Genomic DNA, 17,873 nt, shown 5'->3' on the forward strand with positions numbered 1-17,873 from the left:
AAAAGGCCTGCCGTTTCCGGCAGGCCTTTTTCATGGATGACCCTCCCCCCGCTCCCTTGCCCACCAGCCCGGAACGGCACAACGCGGCTTGCATCGAGGCCGCAACAACCCCTATCATCTGGACATATTTACAGTGTTTTCGGGCATCTAATTGATGAAATTGGATAAAATCTCCCTCGACAGCCTCAAGGGTGTCGGCAGCAAGATGCTGGAGAAACTCGAGCGGCTGGGGCTGGCCACGGTACAGGACCTGCTGTTCCACCTCCCCCTGCGCTACGAGGACCGCACCCAGGTGTGGCCCATCGGCGATCTGCCGCCCGGCCTGCACGGTGCCGTCGAGGGCGAGATCCAGGACACCCAGCTGGTGATGGGGCGCCGCCGCATGCTGGTGTGCCGTATCAGCGACGGCACCGGCAGCCTGACCCTGCGCTTCTTCAATTTCACCGCTGCCCAGAAAAACAGCCTGGCCCAGGGCCGCCTTATCCGCTGCTTTGGCGAGACACGTCCCGGCAAGTACGGCCTGGAGATGGCCCACCCCGAGTACAAGCTGCTCGGCGAGGAGCAGGCCGGCCAGACCGAAGAGGCCCTCACCCCCGTCTACCCCACCACAGAGGGGCTGCGCCAGCTCACCCTGCGCAGCCTCACGGATCAGGCCCTGGCCCAGCTCGACCTCTACGGGGTCGAGGAGCTGCTGCCTGCCGGCCTCTATCCCCAGCAGATCGATCTTGCCGCCGCCCTGAAGCTGCTGCACCGCCCGCCTCCCTCGGTGGCGCTGGCCCTGCTCGAGAGCGGCCAGCACCCGGCACAGCAGCGGCTCGTACTGGAAGAGCTGCTGGCCCACAACCTCTCGGTCTTGAAGGTGCGGGCCCAGGCACAGACCCAGCTGGCCCGAGCCCTCAAGCCCGCTCCCGAGCTGGTCCGGCAGCTGCTCGGCGCCCTGCCGTTCACCCCCACCGGTGCCCAGAGCCGTGTGGTGGCGGAGATAGCCAGGGATCTGCAACAGAGCCACCCCATGATGCGCCTGGTCCAGGGGGACGTGGGCTCAGGTAAAACGCTGGTCGCTGCACTGGCCGCCCTGCAGGCCATCGGCAACGGCTGCCAGGTGGGGCTGATGGCCCCGACCGAGCTGCTGGCCGAACAGCACGCCATCAACTTCGCCAGGTGGCTGGAACCGCTCGGCATCAAGGTCGGCTGGCTGGCGGGCAAGCAGAAGGGCAAGGCGCGGGAAGAGGCGCTAGCCGCCATCGCGGACGGCAGCGTCAAGATGGTGGTGGGCACCCACGCCATCTTCCAGGAGCAGGTGGTGTTCCAGCGCCTCGCCCTGGTCATCATCGATGAACAGCACAGGTTCGGGGTGCATCAGCGCCTCGCCCTGCGGGAAAAAGGAGAGCGGGAAGGGGTGCATCCCCACCAGCTCATCATGACCGCCACCCCCATCCCCCGCACCCTGGCGATGACCGCCTATGCGGACCTCGACACCTCCATCATCGACGAGCTGCCGCCGGGCCGCACTCCCATTACCACGGTCGCCCTGCCGGACAGTCGCCGCCAGGACGTGATCGAGCGGGTGAGGCTCGCCTGCGAGGAGGGCAAGCAGGCCTACTGGGTCTGCACCCTGATCGAGGAGTCGGAGGTGCTGGAGTGCCAGGCCGCCGAAGACACCGCCGCCGAGCTGCAAACCCTGCTGCCCGGCCTGCACATCGGCCTGGTACACGGCCGGATGCGCCCTGTCGAGAAACAACGGGTGATGGAGGAGTTCAAGGCGGGCATACTGCAACTGCTGGTCGCCACCACCGTCATCGAGGTGGGGGTGGATGTGCCCAATGCCAGCCTGATGATCATCGAAAACCCGGAGCGACTGGGGCTGGCCCAGTTGCACCAGCTGCGCGGCCGGGTCGGGCGGGGGTCGGTGGCCTCTCACTGCGTGCTGCTCTATCATGCCCCCTTGTCCAAGACCGCCCAGAGCCGCCTCGGGGTACTGCGGGAGACCAATGACGGCTTTCTCATCGCCCAGCGGGATCTGGAACTGCGCGGCCCAGGCGAGCTGCTCGGTACCCGCCAGACCGGCCTGGCCGATCTCAAGATCGCCGATCTGGTGCGCGACCAGCCGCTCATCCCTCAGGTGCAGAAGATGGCGCGCTTCCTGATGGATAAACACCCGAGCCATGTCGAGCCCCTGATCCGCCGCTGGCTGGGCCTGCGAGACCACTACTCCAATGCTTGACCAGGGCAGATGCAGAAGAGGGTCACCTTGCCTGATGGATAAACACCCGAGCCGTGTCGAACCCTTGATACGATGCTGGCTCGGTCTACGGGATCACTACTCGAATGCCTGACCAAGCAACAGAAACAGGAGGAAAGCACTGATGAATTCCTGGCTGCGCGGCCTGCTCTACACCTTTGCCTTCCTGCTGCTCTTTGTCTGGGTCGGTCTCGGCCTGTTCGATGCCGAGCGCGCCAAAGGCCCCATCGCCAACTGGCTCAGCCAGCAGACCGGGGTGCCCGTCACCATAGGCCGGCTGGTGTTCAATCCGCTGCACCCCTACACCCTGCTGGCGGAACAGGTGCGCTATGGGGATGCGGTACAGCTGGAAAAACTCTATCTGGAGATCGAGCACATCGACTGGTTGAACCGGGATGTGCGCATCGCCCACCTGGACCTCATCCGTCCCGTCATCAAGCTGCCGCTCCCCAACCAGTTGCCAAGCCTGCCGGTTCACTCCCTCACCATCAGCGACAGCACCATCGACAACCTGAACCTGCAGAGCGAGGCCCTGACCCTGCGCGGCCTCAGTGCGTCCCTGAGTGACTGGGAACTGATCGACCCAAGACGCCAGCCCCAGGCCAACCTCACCCTGGGCATCAACCAGCTGGAGACCCCCATGTTCACCCTGGCCCGTCTCAGCCTCAAGGGGCGGCTGGAGGGGCGGGTGCTCAGCACCGACAGACTGACCACCAACCTGTTCGACGGTCTGCTCGAGACCGGCATGGTGCTGAACTGGCCAGAGCGCAGCCTGCAACTGCACGATCTCAAGGCCCGCGCCATGCGCCTCGAGCTTGGTGACATTCCCCCTGGCGAGTTCCCCCTGCGCCGCATCACCCTGGACAGGGGTCAGCTTGCCCAGATGAGCATCAATGCCATCGATCAGGAGCTCTCCCTCAACAACTTCAACGGCCAGCTCACCGCCTTCGACTGGCAGGCGGGCAGCCAGCCCAGCGGCTATCTGGCGGGCACTCTGGGCGACATGGGCCGCGGCCTGTTCCAGCTTGAGGCCGTCGAGGGCAAGCTCGCCTTCTCCCCCCGCCAGCTGGATGCCGAGCTGCGAGGCAAGGCATACGAAGGGGAGTTCAACGTCGAGCTGGCCCTCGACACCCAGCAGCAGAGGCTCGTCCTTAAGGATCTGGCCCTGAGCGGCATGGACATCAGCTTGCCCCAGGGGTGGTGGCAGGATTGGCAGGGCTGGCGCCCGCAACAGATCGACATCCGCAAACTGGCCTTCGACAAGCTCAAGGTGCTCTCTTTCGACGACACCCTGCCCCTCTCCCTGACCGGCTGGCAACTCTACCTGAACGATCTCGCCCTGCGGGGCAACCAGCCAGGCCCCCTGCTGGGGCGTGCCCGCATCGAGAGCAAGTGGTTCGAGCTGGTGTGGGACGGTCTCAGTGCTCGCAACGGCACCCTGGATGGCGAGCTGACCCCCAGCTCCTGGCAGCTCAACACCCTCACCACCTCCCTGCCCGACGAGGGCTCCCTCAATCTGAGCGGCCAGTGGGGCAGAACGCCCGGGCAGGAGAGCCGCCTGCAGTTGCAGGGCAAGCAGCTGGATCTGGAGCAGTGGGGCAAGTTGCTGCACTCCCCCGTCTCCTTCGCGGGCAAGGTGGATCTGGCGGCAGATCTGCAGGCCGACCTCAACGGGCAACCCGGCGAGCAGACGGCCAACTGGCGCCGGACCCTTCAGGGCAGCTTGAGCCTGGAGAGCAAGGATCCCTTCTGGGACAAGGTCGGCATCGACCCCCTGCTGGATGACTGGTTCAGGGAGCAGACCCCCCCCGATCTGACACCGCAGACGCTGTGGCAGGCGATGCAACGCGGAGACACCCCCTTCTATCAGATCAGGCTGGATGCCAGGGCGGAGCAGGGCAAGGTGCGGATCGAACAAGGCGGTGCCTCCACCATCACCCACCTGCTGGCACTGCAAGGGGGTGTCGACCTGGCCGCAGACCAGTGGCAGCTCGACCTCGGGGTCCTGAACAAGGGGCGCTGCGCCGAGCTGCTCGCCCGTTGGCGCGGCCCCCTCAATGCGCCCGACCTGGGCTGGAGTGTCCCCACGGGACAGGACGCCTGTGGCTGGGAGGCGGGTGTGCGCTACCCCGCCCAGGGACGAAGCGGCCCGCTCTGGCGCCCACGGCCACCCGCCGTCCAATAACGAACAAGGCCTCGCGAAGAGGCCTTGTTGCTGTGAACATCAGGGATCAGCGTGCGCCGCGCTTGATGGGCAGCACCACGTACTGACCGACAAACTCCACCGCCAGCTTGCGGCCGCTGAACAGCTGCACCCGCAGGCTGAATTTGGCGGATTCTCCGCCCCTCAGCGGCTCGAGCACGGCGGGCATGCCCTCCCGGGCCACCCGCGCCTCCGGTTCTTCGCTCACCGGCCGGTAATACTTGATGTTGCCCTCGGCCAGCACGGTATCCCCTCCCAGCCCTGCCTCCTTGAGCTGCAACCAGATGAGACCCCAGCCCGCCAGCACGCACTGGCTGTAGATGCTGCCGGCGAACATGGTGTCGTGGACGTTGAGATTGGCCGCCAGGTTGGCCTTGAGGTGGAAGGTCTGGCCATCGTAGTGGGTGATGTGCACCCCCATCTTCTCGCTGATGGGAATGCCCCGCGACCAGCGGGTGGTGAGATCCTGGCACCACTCCGGGCGGTACTGGATGGTCTGCATGGGACTCAGGGACTTGATCATCTGGCGGTGAGGGATGCGGCCGAAGGAGACGGGGCCTTCCCCTACCTCAAGGAAGCCACAGCGGCGATAGAACTCCACCGCCTCCTGGCGGGCGTTCATCACCAGCCGTTTCACCTTCTCGTCGCGGGCAAGCTGTTCGAGATCCTCCACCATGCGGGCGCCCAGCCCCTGGCCGCGAAATTCGGGTCGCAGCGCCATAAAGCGGATCTGGGCTTCATCGCCGCCCACAAAGAGGCGACCCACGGCGATGGGCGTTCCGTCGGGTGCGAGCATCAGCCGGTGAATGGCGACGGTATCGTACTCGTCACGCTCGGAGCCAAGGGGCAGATTGAAGGGTTTGCGCAGTAGTTCCCAGCGCAACTGATAGTAAGCATCCAGCTCCGCTGGTGTTTCTGGGGTGACTACCCGGTACATAAAGCGATCCTTGAGTGTGCGCCGACTGGCAGATGGAAGGACTGACGCAACCATTTCTCCCGGCGCAGCCTGTAGTAGGTATCCAGCTCGGCTGCCGTTTGGGGGGTGACCACCCGGTACATAACAACATCCTTGAGTTACACTGGTCGAAAGCCATCTTGCCGTGCAAATTCATGGACTTCAATCTGCAAGCGTACCAAGCCGATCACTTATTGCACCTCAGTGCCAAACCCGAACGCCGCGTTTCGGTGCTTGAAAATGCCCGTCATCGCTGGCTGGAAATGGACGGCGTGGTGCAATCCGCCATGAGCCTCCACCAACCGGCCCGCCTCTGTCTGCCTCATCAACGGAGCATCGCGGAGCAGTTGCCAAAGCAGGCAAGCAGGATCCTGGAGCTGGGGCTGGGCGGAGGGGATCTCACCCGTCACCTGGCGGCACGCTGGCCCGATGCCCACCACGACTGCGTGGATCTGGATGCCGAGATCCTCACCCTGTTCCAGCAGTTCTTCCTCCCCTCATCAGGGGGCTCGCCTCGGCTGCATCACGCCGATGCGCTGCACTTCCTGCACCAGAGCCAGGAGAGCTACGATCTGGTGCTGCTGGATTTGTTCAGCCAGGACGGCAACCCCCTGCTGCTCTTCCAGGCTCCGCTCTATCAGGCGCTGGCCAGCCGCCTGAGCGGAACCCTCATCATCAATCTGCTGCCCCGCACCCGGCTCGAACAGGCACAGGCTCTGCGACTGGCAGAGGAGTGGATAGGCCCGACCCACGTCCACGACGTGCCCGGCTACCGCAACGTCATCCTGCACGCGACCCGTCAGCATGGCCAGGGCGGGCGAGCACCGGCAGGGTGAAGAACCTGCGAAGTGTGCAGGCATCGCGTCCTGCCCCTCCGGTGAGTCCTGCCCTACCTGCCACCCTTATACCTGCAGCCAGAAGGTGACGGGGCCGTCGTTGAGCAGCCTGACCTTCATGTCGGCGGCGAAGCGGCCGGTTTCGGTCGGCACGCCGCTCTCCCTGGCGCGGGCTACGAAGTACTCATAGAGTCGCTCGGCATCTGCGGGATGGGCGCCACCGGAGAAGCTGGGTCTCATCCCCTTGCCGGTATCCGCCGCCAGGGTGAACTGGGAGACCACCAGCAGGCTGCCACCCACCTGGCTCACGTTGAGGTTCATCTTGCCGTTCTCGTCAGAGAAGATGCGATAGCCGCTCACCTTGTGCAGTAGCTTGTCCGCCTTGGCCTCGTCATCCCCCTGCTCCACCCCGAGCAGCACCAGCAACCCCTGACCGATGGCCCCAGTCACCTCTCCCTCTACCGTTACGCTGGCCTCGCTGACCCGCTGAATCAGTGCAATCACATCCCTCTCCTCTCAAAACAGCACGACCGCCCATCCTGCGGGATGAGCGGTCGTCGATGCTACCAATAAATGCCCTGCCCGGGCCAACGTCTTTGTGCCGGGATCCGGTGTGATGGCCGGCCGGCGTCAGGCCAGCTCCTCTGCACCGGGCTTCTCGTACTCCCCGAGGCAGGCGGTGGTCTCGGCCCCCAGCAACACCACCAGCCAGCTCAGATACACCCAGACGAACAGGATGGGAATGGTCGCCAGGGCGCCATAGATGGCCTGGTAGGAGGGGAAGTTGGTGATGTAGATGGCAAAGCCGCGCTTGGCCAGCTCGAACAGGGTGGCCGCCACCAGGGCACCGATGAAGGCGTGGGTCAGCCGCACGCGGCAGTTGGGCACCACGGTATAGATCAGTAGGAAGGTGAGCACGGAGAAGAGGAACGGCAGGCTGCGCAGCAGCAGATAGCCGATACCGAACAGGCTGTCAGCCGCGAACAACCTGAGCGAGAGAATGTAGGAGGAGATGGCGATGCTGGCCCCGATAAGCACGGGGCCCAGAGTCAGGATCATCCAGTACATGGCGAATGCCTGGGCCAAGGGCCGGCTTCGGGTGGATCGCCAGATGTAGTTGAGGTTCTTGTCGATGGCCGAGATGAGCATCAGGGCCACCACGATCAGGGCACCGATACCGACGGCCGTGGTGTTGGTGGCGTTGGCCACGAAGCCGTCGATGTACTCCTTGAGCATCTCCCCTGCGGTGGGGACGAAGTTGTGATAGACGAACTGCTCCATCGCCTGCTTCAGGCTCTGGAACACCGGAAAGGCCGACATCATGCCGAACACCACGGCGATCATGGGCACCAGGGAGAGCAGGGTGACATAGGCCAGGTAACCGGCGGTCACCGTCAATCTGTCCTGCTGGAAGCGGCCCCAGACAAACTGGGCGAAGTGGGCACCATCGTGGCGCAAGAAGGAGAGTGCATGGGCCAGACGGCCGCGGATCTGCTGCTGCATCTTGTTTCTCGTAAGCGTGATCATGCAGACATTGTGTCAGATAGGGTGGTCATTTGGCCACCCGCAGACCGGCCGGATGCGCCTCCATCGAGTTCAGGCCGCATGCGCCCTCATGTCGAGCCCATAAAAAAAGAGGCCATAAGGCCTCTCTTTGGTCTGTCGATGAACAGCTATCGATCAAGCACGACCGGCGCGCTTGCGATCCATCTCGGTCAGCAGTTTCTTGCGGATACGGATGGCCTTGGGGGTGATCTCCACCAGCTCGTCGTTGTCGATGAACTCGAGAGCCTGCTCCAGGGTCATGCGGATCGGCGGAGTCAGCACCTGGGCTTCGTCGGTGCCGGAGGCACGCATGTTGGTCAGCTGCTTGCCTTTCAGGCAGTTGACGGTCAGGTCGTTGGAGCGGGAGTGGATCCCGATGACCTGGCCTTCGTACACTTCGGTCGCGTGACCGATGAACAGACGACCACGGTCTTGCAGACCGAACAGGGCGAAGGTCAGAGCCTTGCCGGTTGCGTTGGAGATCAGCACGCCGTTCTGACGCTCACCGATGCTGCCACCCTTGTGCGGACCGTAGTGGTCGAAGGTGTGATACAGCAGACCGGTACCAGAGGTCATGGTCAGGAACTCGGTCTGGAAGCCGATCAGGCCACGGCTCGGGATGATGAAGTCCAGACGGACGCGACCCTTGCCATCCGGGGTCATGTTGGTCATCTCGCCTTTACGCAGGCCGAGCTGCTCCATCACGGAACCCTGATGCGCTTCTTCCACGTCCACAGTAACGGTTTCGAACGGTTCTTGCAGTTCGCCATCCACGGTACGCAGGATAACTTCCGGACGGGATACCGCCAGTTCGTAACCTTCGCGACGCATGTTTTCGATCAGGATGGAGAGGTGCAGTTCACCACGGCCGGAGACGCGGAACTTGTCCGGATCTTCGGTCTCTTCCACGCGCAGGGCCACGTTGTGGACCAGTTCCTGGTTCAGACGCTCCAGAATGTTGCGGGAGGTGACGAACTTGCCTTCTTTACCGGCGAACGGCGAGGTGTTGACCTGGAAGGTCATGTTCACGGTCGGCTCGTCCACGGAGAGCGGCGGCAGGGCTTCGACGGCACTGTTGTCACAGATGGTGTCGGAGATCTTCAGCTCGCCCAGACCGGTGATGGCGATGATGTCACCCGCTTGCGCGTCGGTCACTTCGGTACGGGACAGGCCCAGGTAGCCCAGCACCTGACCGACCTTGCCGGTACGCGGTTTGCCGTTGGCACTGACGATGGTGACCTGCTGGTTGGTCTTGACGCGACCACGAGTGATGCGGCCGATACCGATGACGCCCACGTAGGAGTTGTAGTCCAGCTGGGAGATTTGCATCTGGAAGGCACCGTCAACGTCGCCCTTCGGGGCTTCCACGTTGTCGACGATGGCCTGGAACAGGGGTTCCATGTTCTCGGACGGGACGTCCTGATCCAGGGTGGCCCAACCGTTCAGTGCAGAGGCGTAAACAACCTTGAAGTCCAGTTGCTCATCGGTGGCACCCAGGTTGTCGAACAGATCGAAGACCTGATCCATTACCCAGTCAGGACGAGCACCCGGACGGTCGATCTTGTTGATGACCACGATGGGCTTCAGACCCTGGGCGAACGCCTTCTGGGTCACGAAACGGGTCTGCGGCATCGGGCCGTCAACGGCGTCGACCAGCAGCAGCACGGAGTCAACCATGGAGAGTACGCGTTCAACTTCACCACCGAAGTCGGCGTGACCCGGGGTATCCACGATGTTGATGCGATAGTCGTTCCAGCGGATCGCAGTGTTCTTGGCGAGAATGGTGATGCCACGTTCCCGTTCCAGATCATTGGAGTCCATGATCCGTTCCTGACCTTCGCTGGTGCGATCCAGAGTGCCGGATTGCTGCAGCAGCTTATCAACCAGAGTCGTTTTGCCGTGGTCAACGTGCGCAATAATCGCAATATTGCGTAAATTCTCTAACATTCTCGCCTCAAATCACCGGGTAAAATTGGGCGCTAATTGTACTCTCGCCTTTGTGATCTGCCTAGCAGAATTGCAACACATTCACACACAACAAAGGATCAGGATCATGGACCCCGCAGCAAAAGGCTGCTTAGATGGCCTGGATACGCTGGCGCACCATCTCGGTGCACCAAAACGATCCAAGGTTGCACCACTTTAATGCAGCAACCGGCATGAGAACGGGTTTCTCGACAGCCTGAAACGGTGCAAGTGCCCTGAAATCAAGCTGTCACAAACTTGGCACGATACTGGCTTATGTGAATGTGACGACGCATTCACCCAAAGAGTTTTAACACCGGAGGTTACTTAGCATGTCAGCCCAGAACGTTTTGGCCCTGATCCAGGAACACGAAGTCAAGTTTGTTGATCTGCGTTTTACCGACACCAAGGGTAAAGAGCAGCACGTATCCATCCCTTCCCACCAGGTTGACGAAGACTTCTTCGAAGACGGCAAGATGTTCGATGGTTCCTCCATCGGCGGCTGGAAGGGCATCAACGAGTCTGACATGGTGCTGATGCCGGACCCGGCTTCCGCCAAACTGGACCCGTTCACCGAAGAGACTACTCTGAACATCGTCTGTGACGTGCTTGAACCCGCCACCATGCAAGGCTATGACCGTGATCCGCGCTCCATCGCCAAGCGTGCCGAAGATTTCCTGAAGTCCAGCGGCATCGCTGACACCGTGCTGTTCGGGCCGGAGCCGGAATTCTTCATGTTCGACAACATCACCTTCTCCAACACCATGGGCCACAGCTTCGTGAAGATCGAATCCGAAGAAGCTGCCTGGAACTCCGGTACCGACTACGAGCACGGCAACAAGGGTCACCGTCCGTTCGTCAAGGGTGGTTACTTCCCGGTTGCCCCGGTTGACTCCTCCCAGGACATCCGTGCCGCCATGTGCCTGGTGCTGGAAGAGATGGGCCAGGTCGTCGAAGCTCACCACCACGAAGTGGCGACTGCCGGTCAGAACGAGATCGCAACCCGCTTCAACACCCTCACCCTGAAGGCTGACGAAGTACAGGTCCTGAAGTACGTGATCCACAACGTGGCCCACGCCTACAACAAGACCGTCACCTTCATGCCGAAACCCATGTTTGGCGACAACGGCTCCGGCATGCACTGCCACCAGTCCCTGGCCAAAGACGGCGTCAACCTGTTCGCAGGTGACCTGTATGGCGGTCTGTCCGAGATGGCACTGCACTACATCGGCGGCATCATCAAGCACGCCAAGGCCATCAACGCCTTCGCCAACCCGACCACCAACTCCTACAAGCGTCTGGTGCCGGGCTATGAAGCACCGGTCATGCTGGCCTACTCCGCCCGCAACCGCTCTGCCTCCATCCGTATCCCGGTCGTGCCGAGCCCGAAAGCCCGCCGCATCGAAGTACGCTTCCCGGATCCGGCTGCCAACCCGTACCTGGCCTTCGCTGCCCAGCTGATGGCCGGTCTGGACGGTATCATCAACAAGATCCATCCGGGCGATGCCATGGACAAGAACCTGTACGATCTGCCGCCGGAAGAAGCCGCTGAAGTGCCGACCGTTGCCGGTTCCCTGGACGAAGCGCTGTCCGCACTGGATGCAGACCGTGAGTTCCTGACCCGTGGTGGCGTGTTCAGCGATGACTTCATCAACTCCTACCTGGAACTGAAACAGCAGGATGTTGACCGCGTGCGCATGACCCCGCACCCGCTGGAGTTCGAGCTGTACTACTCCGTCTAATCCGCCTTCCCATGACAAACCCGCCATCTGGCGGGTTTTTTTTCATTCTGGCAACGGAAATACCGCCGAACGGGCACGATCGTGCAGAAAGATGATCCCATTCACGGAGCCGTACCACCCTCGGCTGTTCACACCCCGACCCCGTGGTTTTTCTCTGATAGGATTAAGGTGAACCCCGTCAAGGAGAGATGGATGAACACTGTACCCTGGCTGCTGAGCCTCCTGCTGATGGCCTCCTGTTCCGCACAGGCCGCCCGCGTCTACTCCTGGGTCGATCCCCAGGGGGTGACCCACTACACCGATGCCCCTCCTCCCGGCAAGAGCGCAAAAGAGGTGGACCTGCGGGTCTCGCCGCTCATCGGCACAGCCCCCCACTCGGTCCAGGTGGACAACTTCAACAGCCTGACCGGTGTCGATGCCAGGAAAGCCCTGGAAGCGGCTCCCCTGGAGATCGATCTCATCTCTCCGGAACCGGGCAGCACATTGCGCGACAATACCGGCAACATCGTCTTCCAGGGCGAGATCTCTCCCCAGGTCCCGGTGCAATACGATGTGCGCCTGATCCTGAACGGCAAGGCGGTGCCCCTGGTTCACAACAGCCTGGCCATACGGGTGGAAAACCTCGATAGGGGCGCCTATGAGGCACGGCTCGAGTTGCTCGCCAAAGACGGTACGATCCTTGCTAAATCTAAGCCAACCACCTTTTACCTGCACAGGGCGTCGGTGAATCAGGCTCCCAGAGCCGCCCCCAAGGCCAATTAGGGGTGATGTGACGCACCGATGCGGGTAAACTTGATGCACTATATTGGTGCATTCTAGGTGTACAGCACCGTTTTAGGGAGAAACCTGTGCCAACCCGCTCGGACAACGCCAAGACACTCTTGGACAATCTGCTGACCGCCGTCATTCTCATGGATGAACGTCTCTGCATTCAATTCGTCAACCCGGCGGCAGAGCAGCTGCTTTCCCTCAGCGAACGACGACTGATCGGCATCGAACTGCCCCACCTGCTGGAACACATCTCTCTCGATCTGCAGCGTTTCAAACAGTGCCTCATTTCGGGGCAGGGCTTCACCGACAGCGAAGTCACCCTGGTGGTGGAGGGGGAGCCCAGGCTGGTAGAGATCAGCGTCAGCCCCATGGCCGATCATGAACAGCGACTGATGGTGGTAGAACTGCGCAAGATCGATCAGCAGAAGAAGATCAGCCAGGAGCTGCAGCAACACGCCCAGCAGCAGGCCGCCAAGGAGCTGGTGCGCGGCCTGGCGCACGAGATCAAGAACCCCCTAGGGGGATTGCGCGGCGCGGCCCAACTGCTGCAAAAAGAGTTGCCCGACCCGGCCTTGCGTGAATACACCGGCATCATCATCGAGCAGGCCGATCGCCTGCGGGTGCTGGTCGACAGGTTGCTCGGTCCCCAGCGTCCCGGCCGTCACCAGATGCACAATGTTCACTCCGTGCTGGAACAGGTGCGCCGTCTGGTGGACCTGGAGCTGCCGCCGCAGATCCGCATCGAGCGGGACTACGACCCCAGCATCCCCGAATTCGAGATGGAATCGGACCAGCTGCAACAGGCGTTCCTGAACATAGTGCGCAACGCCGCCGAGGCCCTTGGGGATCAGGACGGCCTCATCCGCATCAAGACGCGCACCGCCTTCCAGATCACCATCCATGGCCAGCGCTATCGCCTGGCGGCCGAAATCAAGATCATCGACAACGGCCCCGGCATTCCCGACGCCATTCGCGACACCCTCTTCTACCCCATGATCACCGGCAAGGAAGGGGGAACGGGCCTGGGCCTCTCCATCGCCCAGAACCTGATCGATCAGCACAAGGGTCGCATCGACTGCATCAGCTGGCCGGGCCACACCGAATTCACCATTTATCTACCACTTCGCAAATAAGGGAACCTCATGACAGCAAAAGTGTGGATCGTCGATGACGACAGCTCCATCCGGTGGGTTCTGGAGCGCACCCTTGGCAGCGAAGGCTTCGAATGCGAAAGTTTCGCCGACGGCGAAGCCCTGCTGAGTTCACTGGAGATGCGCTCACCGGACGTGATCCTCTCGGATATCCGCATGCCGGGCATCGACGGCCTGAGCCTGCTGGAGCAGATCCATCGCCGCCAGGCCGATCTGCCCATCATCATCATGACGGCCCACTCGGACCTCGACAGCGCGGTCAACGCCTACCAGCGCGGTGCCTTCGAATACCTGCCCAAGCCGTTCGACATCGACGAGGCGGTCACCCTGGTACGCCGGGCCGAGAACCACCTCAAGGAGCAACGTACCAAGCGCAAGGCTCGCCAGCAGGAAGCCACCACCACCCCGGAGATCATCGGCGAAGCCCCTGCCATGCAGGAGGTGTTCCGCGCCATCGGCCGGCTGTCGCGCTCCAGCATCTCGGTGCTCATCAACGGTCAAAGCGGTACCGGCAAGGAGCTGGTTGCCCATGCCCTGCACAAGCACAGCCCCCGGGCCCACAAGAACTTCATCGCCCTCAACATGGCGGCCATCCCGAAAGATCTCATCGAATCCGAGCTGTTCGGTCATGAGAAGGGGGCCTTCACCGGTGCCAACAACATTCGTCACGGCCGCTTCGAACAGGCCGATGGCGGCACCCTGTTTCTCGACGAAATAGGCGACATGCCGCTGGACGTGCAGACCCGGTTGCTGCGGGTACTGGCGGACGGGCAGTTCTACCGGGTTGGCGGCCACCAACCGGTGCAGGTGGATGTGCGGATCATTGCCGCCACCCACCAGAATCTGGAGAAGCGGGTCGCCGACGGCGAGTTTCGGGAAGACCTGTTCCACCGCCTCAACGTCATCCGCATCCATATTCCGGCCCTCAAGGAGCGCCGGGAGGACATCCCCCAGCTGGCCCAGCACTTCCTGCTGCGAGCCGCCAAGGAGCTGAACGTGGAGGCCAAGAGCCTGCACCCGGATACCCAGACCTACATCAGCCGCCTGCCCTGGCCGGGCAACGTGCGCCAGCTGGAGAACGTCTGCCGCTGGCTGACGGTGATGGCCTCGGGCCAGGAGGTGCTGGTAGGCGATCTGCCCACCGAGCTGCTGACTCCCATCACCAGCACCGCCGAGCCGGGCCAGCCCGCCCTGACCGGTGGCTGGCAGCAGCAGTTGCAGGACTGGGTGGCCGCCAAGCTGGCGCTGGGGGAGACCGATATCCTGGCGGATGCCATGCCCCAGTTCGAACGGATCATGCTGGAGACGGCACTGGATCACACCCACGGTCACAAGCAGGAGGCAGCCCGCCTGCTCGGCTGGGGCCGCAATACCCTGACCCGCAAGCTCAAGGAGCTCGACATTCCCTGAGCCTGCGGGAAAAACGATTCCCATCACGCCTTGAGGGAAAGCCTGACCAATCACACCCCGTTTGCTTGCAAACGGGGTATCTTTTTCAGGCGCCCCGCCTAGAATGGCAGGCTTTCCAACCCGACTCGCAGAAGGTGCCCCATGATTGACAGATCCCTCCCCCTGACCGACCTGCATCGCCATCTGGATGGCAACATCCGCCCGCAGACCATTCTCGAGCTGGGACGTCAGCACAACATCCGACTGCCGGCCGATGAACTGGAGGCCCTGCGCCCGCACGTGCAGATCGTCGAGAACGAGCCGAGTCTGGTGGCCTTCCTTAAGAAACTGGACTGGGGCGTGGCCGTGCTGGCCGACTACGATGCCTGCCGCCGGGTCGCCTACGAAAACGTGGAAGATCTGCTGCGTGCCGGGATCGACTATGCCGAGCTGCGTTTCAGCCCGGCCTACATGGCGATGACCCACAAACTGCACCCGCAGGGCGTGGTCGAAGCCATCATCGACGGTGTGGCCGCAGGCAGCCGTGACTTCGGCATCAAGACCAATCTCATCGGCATCATGAGCCGTACCTTCGGCACCGAGCAGTGCAAGCAGGAGCTGGATGCCTGTCTGGCTCATCGCGATCGCCTGGTCGCCATCGATCTGGCCGGCGACGAACTGGGCTTCCCGGGCGAGCTCTTCACCGACCACTTCCGCCGGGTGCGGGATGCAGGCATGCGGGTCACCGTGCACGCCGGTGAAGCCGCCGGCCCCGAGAGCATGTGGCAGGCCATTCGCGAGCTGGGAGCCGAGCGCATCGGCCACGGCGTCAAGGCCATCCAGGATCCGGCCCTGATGGCCTATCTGGCCGAACACCGCATCGGCATCGAGTCCTGCCTCACCTCCAACCTCCAGACCACCACGGTGGCGAGTCTGGCCGATCACCCGATCCGCCAGTTCCTGGCAGCCGGCGTGCTGGCCTGCCTCAATACCGACGATCCGGCGGTGGAGGGGATCGACCTGCCCCATGAATACGAGGTGGCGGCCCCGGCTGCCGGCATGACGGTGAGCGAGATCCGCACCGCCCAGCAGAACGGCCTGACCCTGGCCTTCCTGAGCGAAGCCGAGAAGGCCGAGCTGAGTGCCCGTGCGGCTCAACGCTGAGCAGGGGTAAAACCCAATAAAAAACCGCCGAAAGGCGGTTTTTTATTGTCCAACGACATTGCCCGGCCTAGATCACCCGGGAGAACTGCTGCTGGCGCGCCTTGCTGCGCAGGTAGACATCGAAGCACATGCAGATGTTGCGGATCAGCAGCTGACCGGTGGAGACCACTTCCAGCCCCTCTTCGGTCATGCGCACCAGACCGTCATCGATGAAGGTCTCCAACAGCTTGAGATCCTCGGCAAAATACTCCTTGAACACTAGGCCGTGGGCCTGCTCCACAGCGGCGAAGTTCAGGGAAAAATCGCAGATGAGGCGCTTGATCACCTCACGACGGATCAGATCGTCCCGATTGAGGGAGCACCCCTTCCACTGGGCATGGCCCAGTGACTCGACCTGGGCATAGTAGGTTTTGAGATCCTTCTGGTTCTGGGAATAGGCATCCCCCATCATGCTGATGGAAGAGACCCCCAGCCCCAGCAGATCGCAATCCCCCTGGGTGGTATAGCCCTGGAAGTTGCGATGCAGCTTGCCCTCGCGCTGGGCGACGGCCAGCTCGTCATCGGGCTTGGCAAAGTGGTCCATGCCGATGAACTGATAACCCTGGCCGGTCAGGAAGGCAATGGTGTCCTGCAGCATGGCCAGCTTCTCCTGCGGCGCCGGCATGTCCGCTTCTTTCAGCTTGTGCTGGGCGGCAAAACGGCTCGGCAGGTGGGCATAGTTGAAGATGGAGAGGCGGGCCGGGTCGGTCTTGAGCACCTCTTCCAGGGTGTGATGGAAGCTCTCCCGGTTCTGGTGCGGCAGACCGTAGATGAGATCCAGATTGGTGGAGCGGAACCCCAGCTCGCGGGCACGAACCAGCATGGCGCGGATGAAGTCGTTGTCCTGCTCCCGATTGACCGCGACCTGGACCGCCTTGTTGAAGTCCTGAACGCCGAGGCTGATGCGGTTGAAACCGAGCTCCCGCAGCACATCCAGCATGGACAATTCGATCTCGCGGGGATCCACCTCGATGCTGATCTCCCCCTCCTCGGCGAAGTGGAAGTGCTCCCGCAACATGGCCATCAGGCGACGAGTCTGGGGTTCGCTCAGATAGGTGGGTGTGCCGCCACCCCAGTGCAGCTGGGTGACCAGTCTCTCCTTGAACAGGGGGGCCTGGGCCTTGATCTCCTGTTCGAGGTAGTCGAGGTATTGATCTGCCTTGTGCTGGTGCCGGGTAATGACCTTGTTGCAACCGCAGTAGTAGCAGAGCTTGTGACAGAAGGGGATATGCACGTAGAGCGACAGATTGCGTGCAGGATACTGGCCCGCTGCCTGGACAAAGTCCGGATAGCCGAACCCCTCGTTGAACTCCAGCGCAGTGGGATAGGAGGTGTAACGCGGACCACTGTAGTTGTATTTTTCGATCAGGGCCTGATCCCACACAATCTGTTCTGCTTGCACGCTTGCTTCCTCTGTCTTTGTTATGGGCTCACCGGCTTAACTGAAAATCCTTCAGTCTGGCGACATCCTCAAGGATCTGCGCCTCCAGCTCGGCCTCGTAGCCACTGCGTTCGAGATCCATCTTCATCACTTCATTGCGCTTGAGTGCCCGCCTCGCCTCATGGGTCGGCATCTCTTTCACCTTCTCATAGAGGCCGTAGAGCCCCGGGAACTCGGTGGCAAAGGCGCGGCCCCCCTTTATTTGCAAGGCATCCAGCAGATTGGTCAGCCGGATGGCACCTTCCGAGTAGTCGCACTGACCATCTCGTACCGCGTGGGCGATCACCCTGACACTCTCCAGGATCCGCTCGTTGCGGGCCGTAATGGCGTGCTGCTGCATCTCTTGCTGGCGTTTGAGACGCGCCATCAGGGTGCCGGCATAGACGGCCAGCCCCAGCAAAATCAGGCCACCCAGCAGGGCGGCCAGCAT

Annotated in this window: 14 protein-coding genes; 8 read left to right on the top strand and 6 right to left on the bottom strand. The window is 62.3% G+C overall.

What is annotated here, in order from left to right:
• The first annotated feature begins 154 nt into the window (after window positions 1-154).
• Both recG and HKD46_RS06495 read left to right on the top strand, forming a co-directional pair.
• Entirely contained in the window at window positions 155-2,224 is a 2,070-nt protein-coding gene (recG, locus tag HKD46_RS06490; RefSeq protein WP_171865036.1) for an ATP-dependent DNA helicase RecG, read from the top strand.
• Window positions 2,225-2,366: 142 nt separating this feature from the next.
• Window positions 2,367-4,427, top strand: a complete 2,061-nt coding sequence (locus HKD46_RS06495; protein ID WP_171865037.1) for an AsmA-like C-terminal region-containing protein — start codon at window positions 2,367-2,369, stop codon at window positions 4,425-4,427.
• A 46-nt stretch (window positions 4,428-4,473) separates the two neighbouring features.
• Here HKD46_RS06495 and HKD46_RS06500 read toward each other — a convergent pair whose 3' ends face one another.
• Entirely contained in the window at window positions 4,474-5,382 is a 909-nt protein-coding gene (locus HKD46_RS06500) for a bifunctional GNAT family N-acetyltransferase/hotdog fold thioesterase (protein WP_109421825.1), read from the bottom strand.
• Between the two features lie 173 nt (window positions 5,383-5,555).
• Here HKD46_RS06500 and HKD46_RS06505 point away from each other — a divergent pair, with 173 nt between their 5' ends.
• Complete coding sequence (locus HKD46_RS06505) at window positions 5,556-6,236, top strand: methyltransferase domain-containing protein (RefSeq protein ID WP_010672530.1); 681 nt, start codon at window positions 5,556-5,558, stop codon at window positions 6,234-6,236.
• Between the two features lie 66 nt (window positions 6,237-6,302).
• Here the strand turns inward: HKD46_RS06505 and dtd are convergent, their stop codons facing one another.
• From dtd to typA, 3 genes are all read right to left on the bottom strand, one after another.
• Window positions 6,303-6,740, bottom strand: a complete 438-nt coding sequence (gene dtd / locus HKD46_RS06510) for a D-aminoacyl-tRNA deacylase (protein WP_039039510.1) — start codon at window positions 6,738-6,740, stop codon at window positions 6,303-6,305.
• A 126-nt stretch (window positions 6,741-6,866) separates the two neighbouring features.
• Window positions 6,867-7,739, bottom strand: coding sequence for a virulence factor BrkB family protein (locus tag HKD46_RS06515; protein ID WP_039039511.1), 873 nt, complete (start codon window positions 7,737-7,739; stop codon window positions 6,867-6,869).
• A 177-nt stretch (window positions 7,740-7,916) separates the two neighbouring features.
• On the bottom strand, window positions 7,917-9,728 hold the full coding sequence (typA, locus tag HKD46_RS06520) for a translational GTPase TypA (RefSeq protein ID WP_043153538.1): 1,812 nt from the start codon (window positions 9,726-9,728) through the stop codon (window positions 7,917-7,919).
• A 350-nt stretch (window positions 9,729-10,078) separates the two neighbouring features.
• Here typA and glnA point away from each other — a divergent pair, with 350 nt between their 5' ends.
• The 5 genes from glnA (at window position 10,079) to add (ending at window position 15,963) form a co-directional block, all read left to right on the top strand.
• Complete coding sequence (gene glnA / locus HKD46_RS06525; protein WP_010672526.1) at window positions 10,079-11,488, top strand: glutamate--ammonia ligase; 1,410 nt, start codon at window positions 10,079-10,081, stop codon at window positions 11,486-11,488.
• A 192-nt stretch (window positions 11,489-11,680) separates the two neighbouring features.
• Entirely contained in the window at window positions 11,681-12,250 is a 570-nt protein-coding gene (locus HKD46_RS06530) for a DUF4124 domain-containing protein (protein WP_010672525.1), read from the top strand.
• A gap of 86 nt (window positions 12,251-12,336) precedes the next feature.
• Window positions 12,337-13,392, top strand: a complete 1,056-nt coding sequence (glnL, locus tag HKD46_RS06535; RefSeq protein ID WP_010672524.1) for a nitrogen regulation protein NR(II) — start codon at window positions 12,337-12,339, stop codon at window positions 13,390-13,392.
• Between the two features lie 9 nt (window positions 13,393-13,401).
• Window positions 13,402-14,820, top strand: a complete 1,419-nt coding sequence (gene glnG / locus HKD46_RS06540) for a nitrogen regulation protein NR(I) (protein WP_010672523.1) — start codon at window positions 13,402-13,404, stop codon at window positions 14,818-14,820.
• Window positions 14,821-14,961: 141 nt separating this feature from the next.
• Entirely contained in the window at window positions 14,962-15,963 is a 1,002-nt protein-coding gene (gene add, locus HKD46_RS06545; RefSeq protein WP_010672522.1) for an adenosine deaminase, read from the top strand.
• A 67-nt stretch (window positions 15,964-16,030) separates the two neighbouring features.
• Here the strand turns inward: add and hemN are convergent, their stop codons facing one another.
• The gene (gene hemN, locus HKD46_RS06550; RefSeq protein ID WP_171865038.1) at window positions 16,031-17,404 is read right to left on the bottom strand and encodes an oxygen-independent coproporphyrinogen III oxidase; all 1,374 of its coding nucleotides are present in this window, start codon (window positions 17,402-17,404) and stop codon (window positions 16,031-16,033) included.
• 28 nt (window positions 17,405-17,432) lie between these two features.
• Window positions 17,433-17,873: a DUF2489 domain-containing protein gene (locus tag HKD46_RS06555; protein WP_043153541.1), complete on the bottom strand. Its 441-nt coding sequence runs from the start codon at window positions 17,871-17,873 to the stop codon at window positions 17,433-17,435.

Origin of the sequence: Aeromonas sp. TW 6, assembly GCF_013168745.1 — a bacterium.
GTDB lineage: Bacteria > Pseudomonadota > Gammaproteobacteria > Enterobacterales > Aeromonadaceae > Aeromonas > Aeromonas caviae.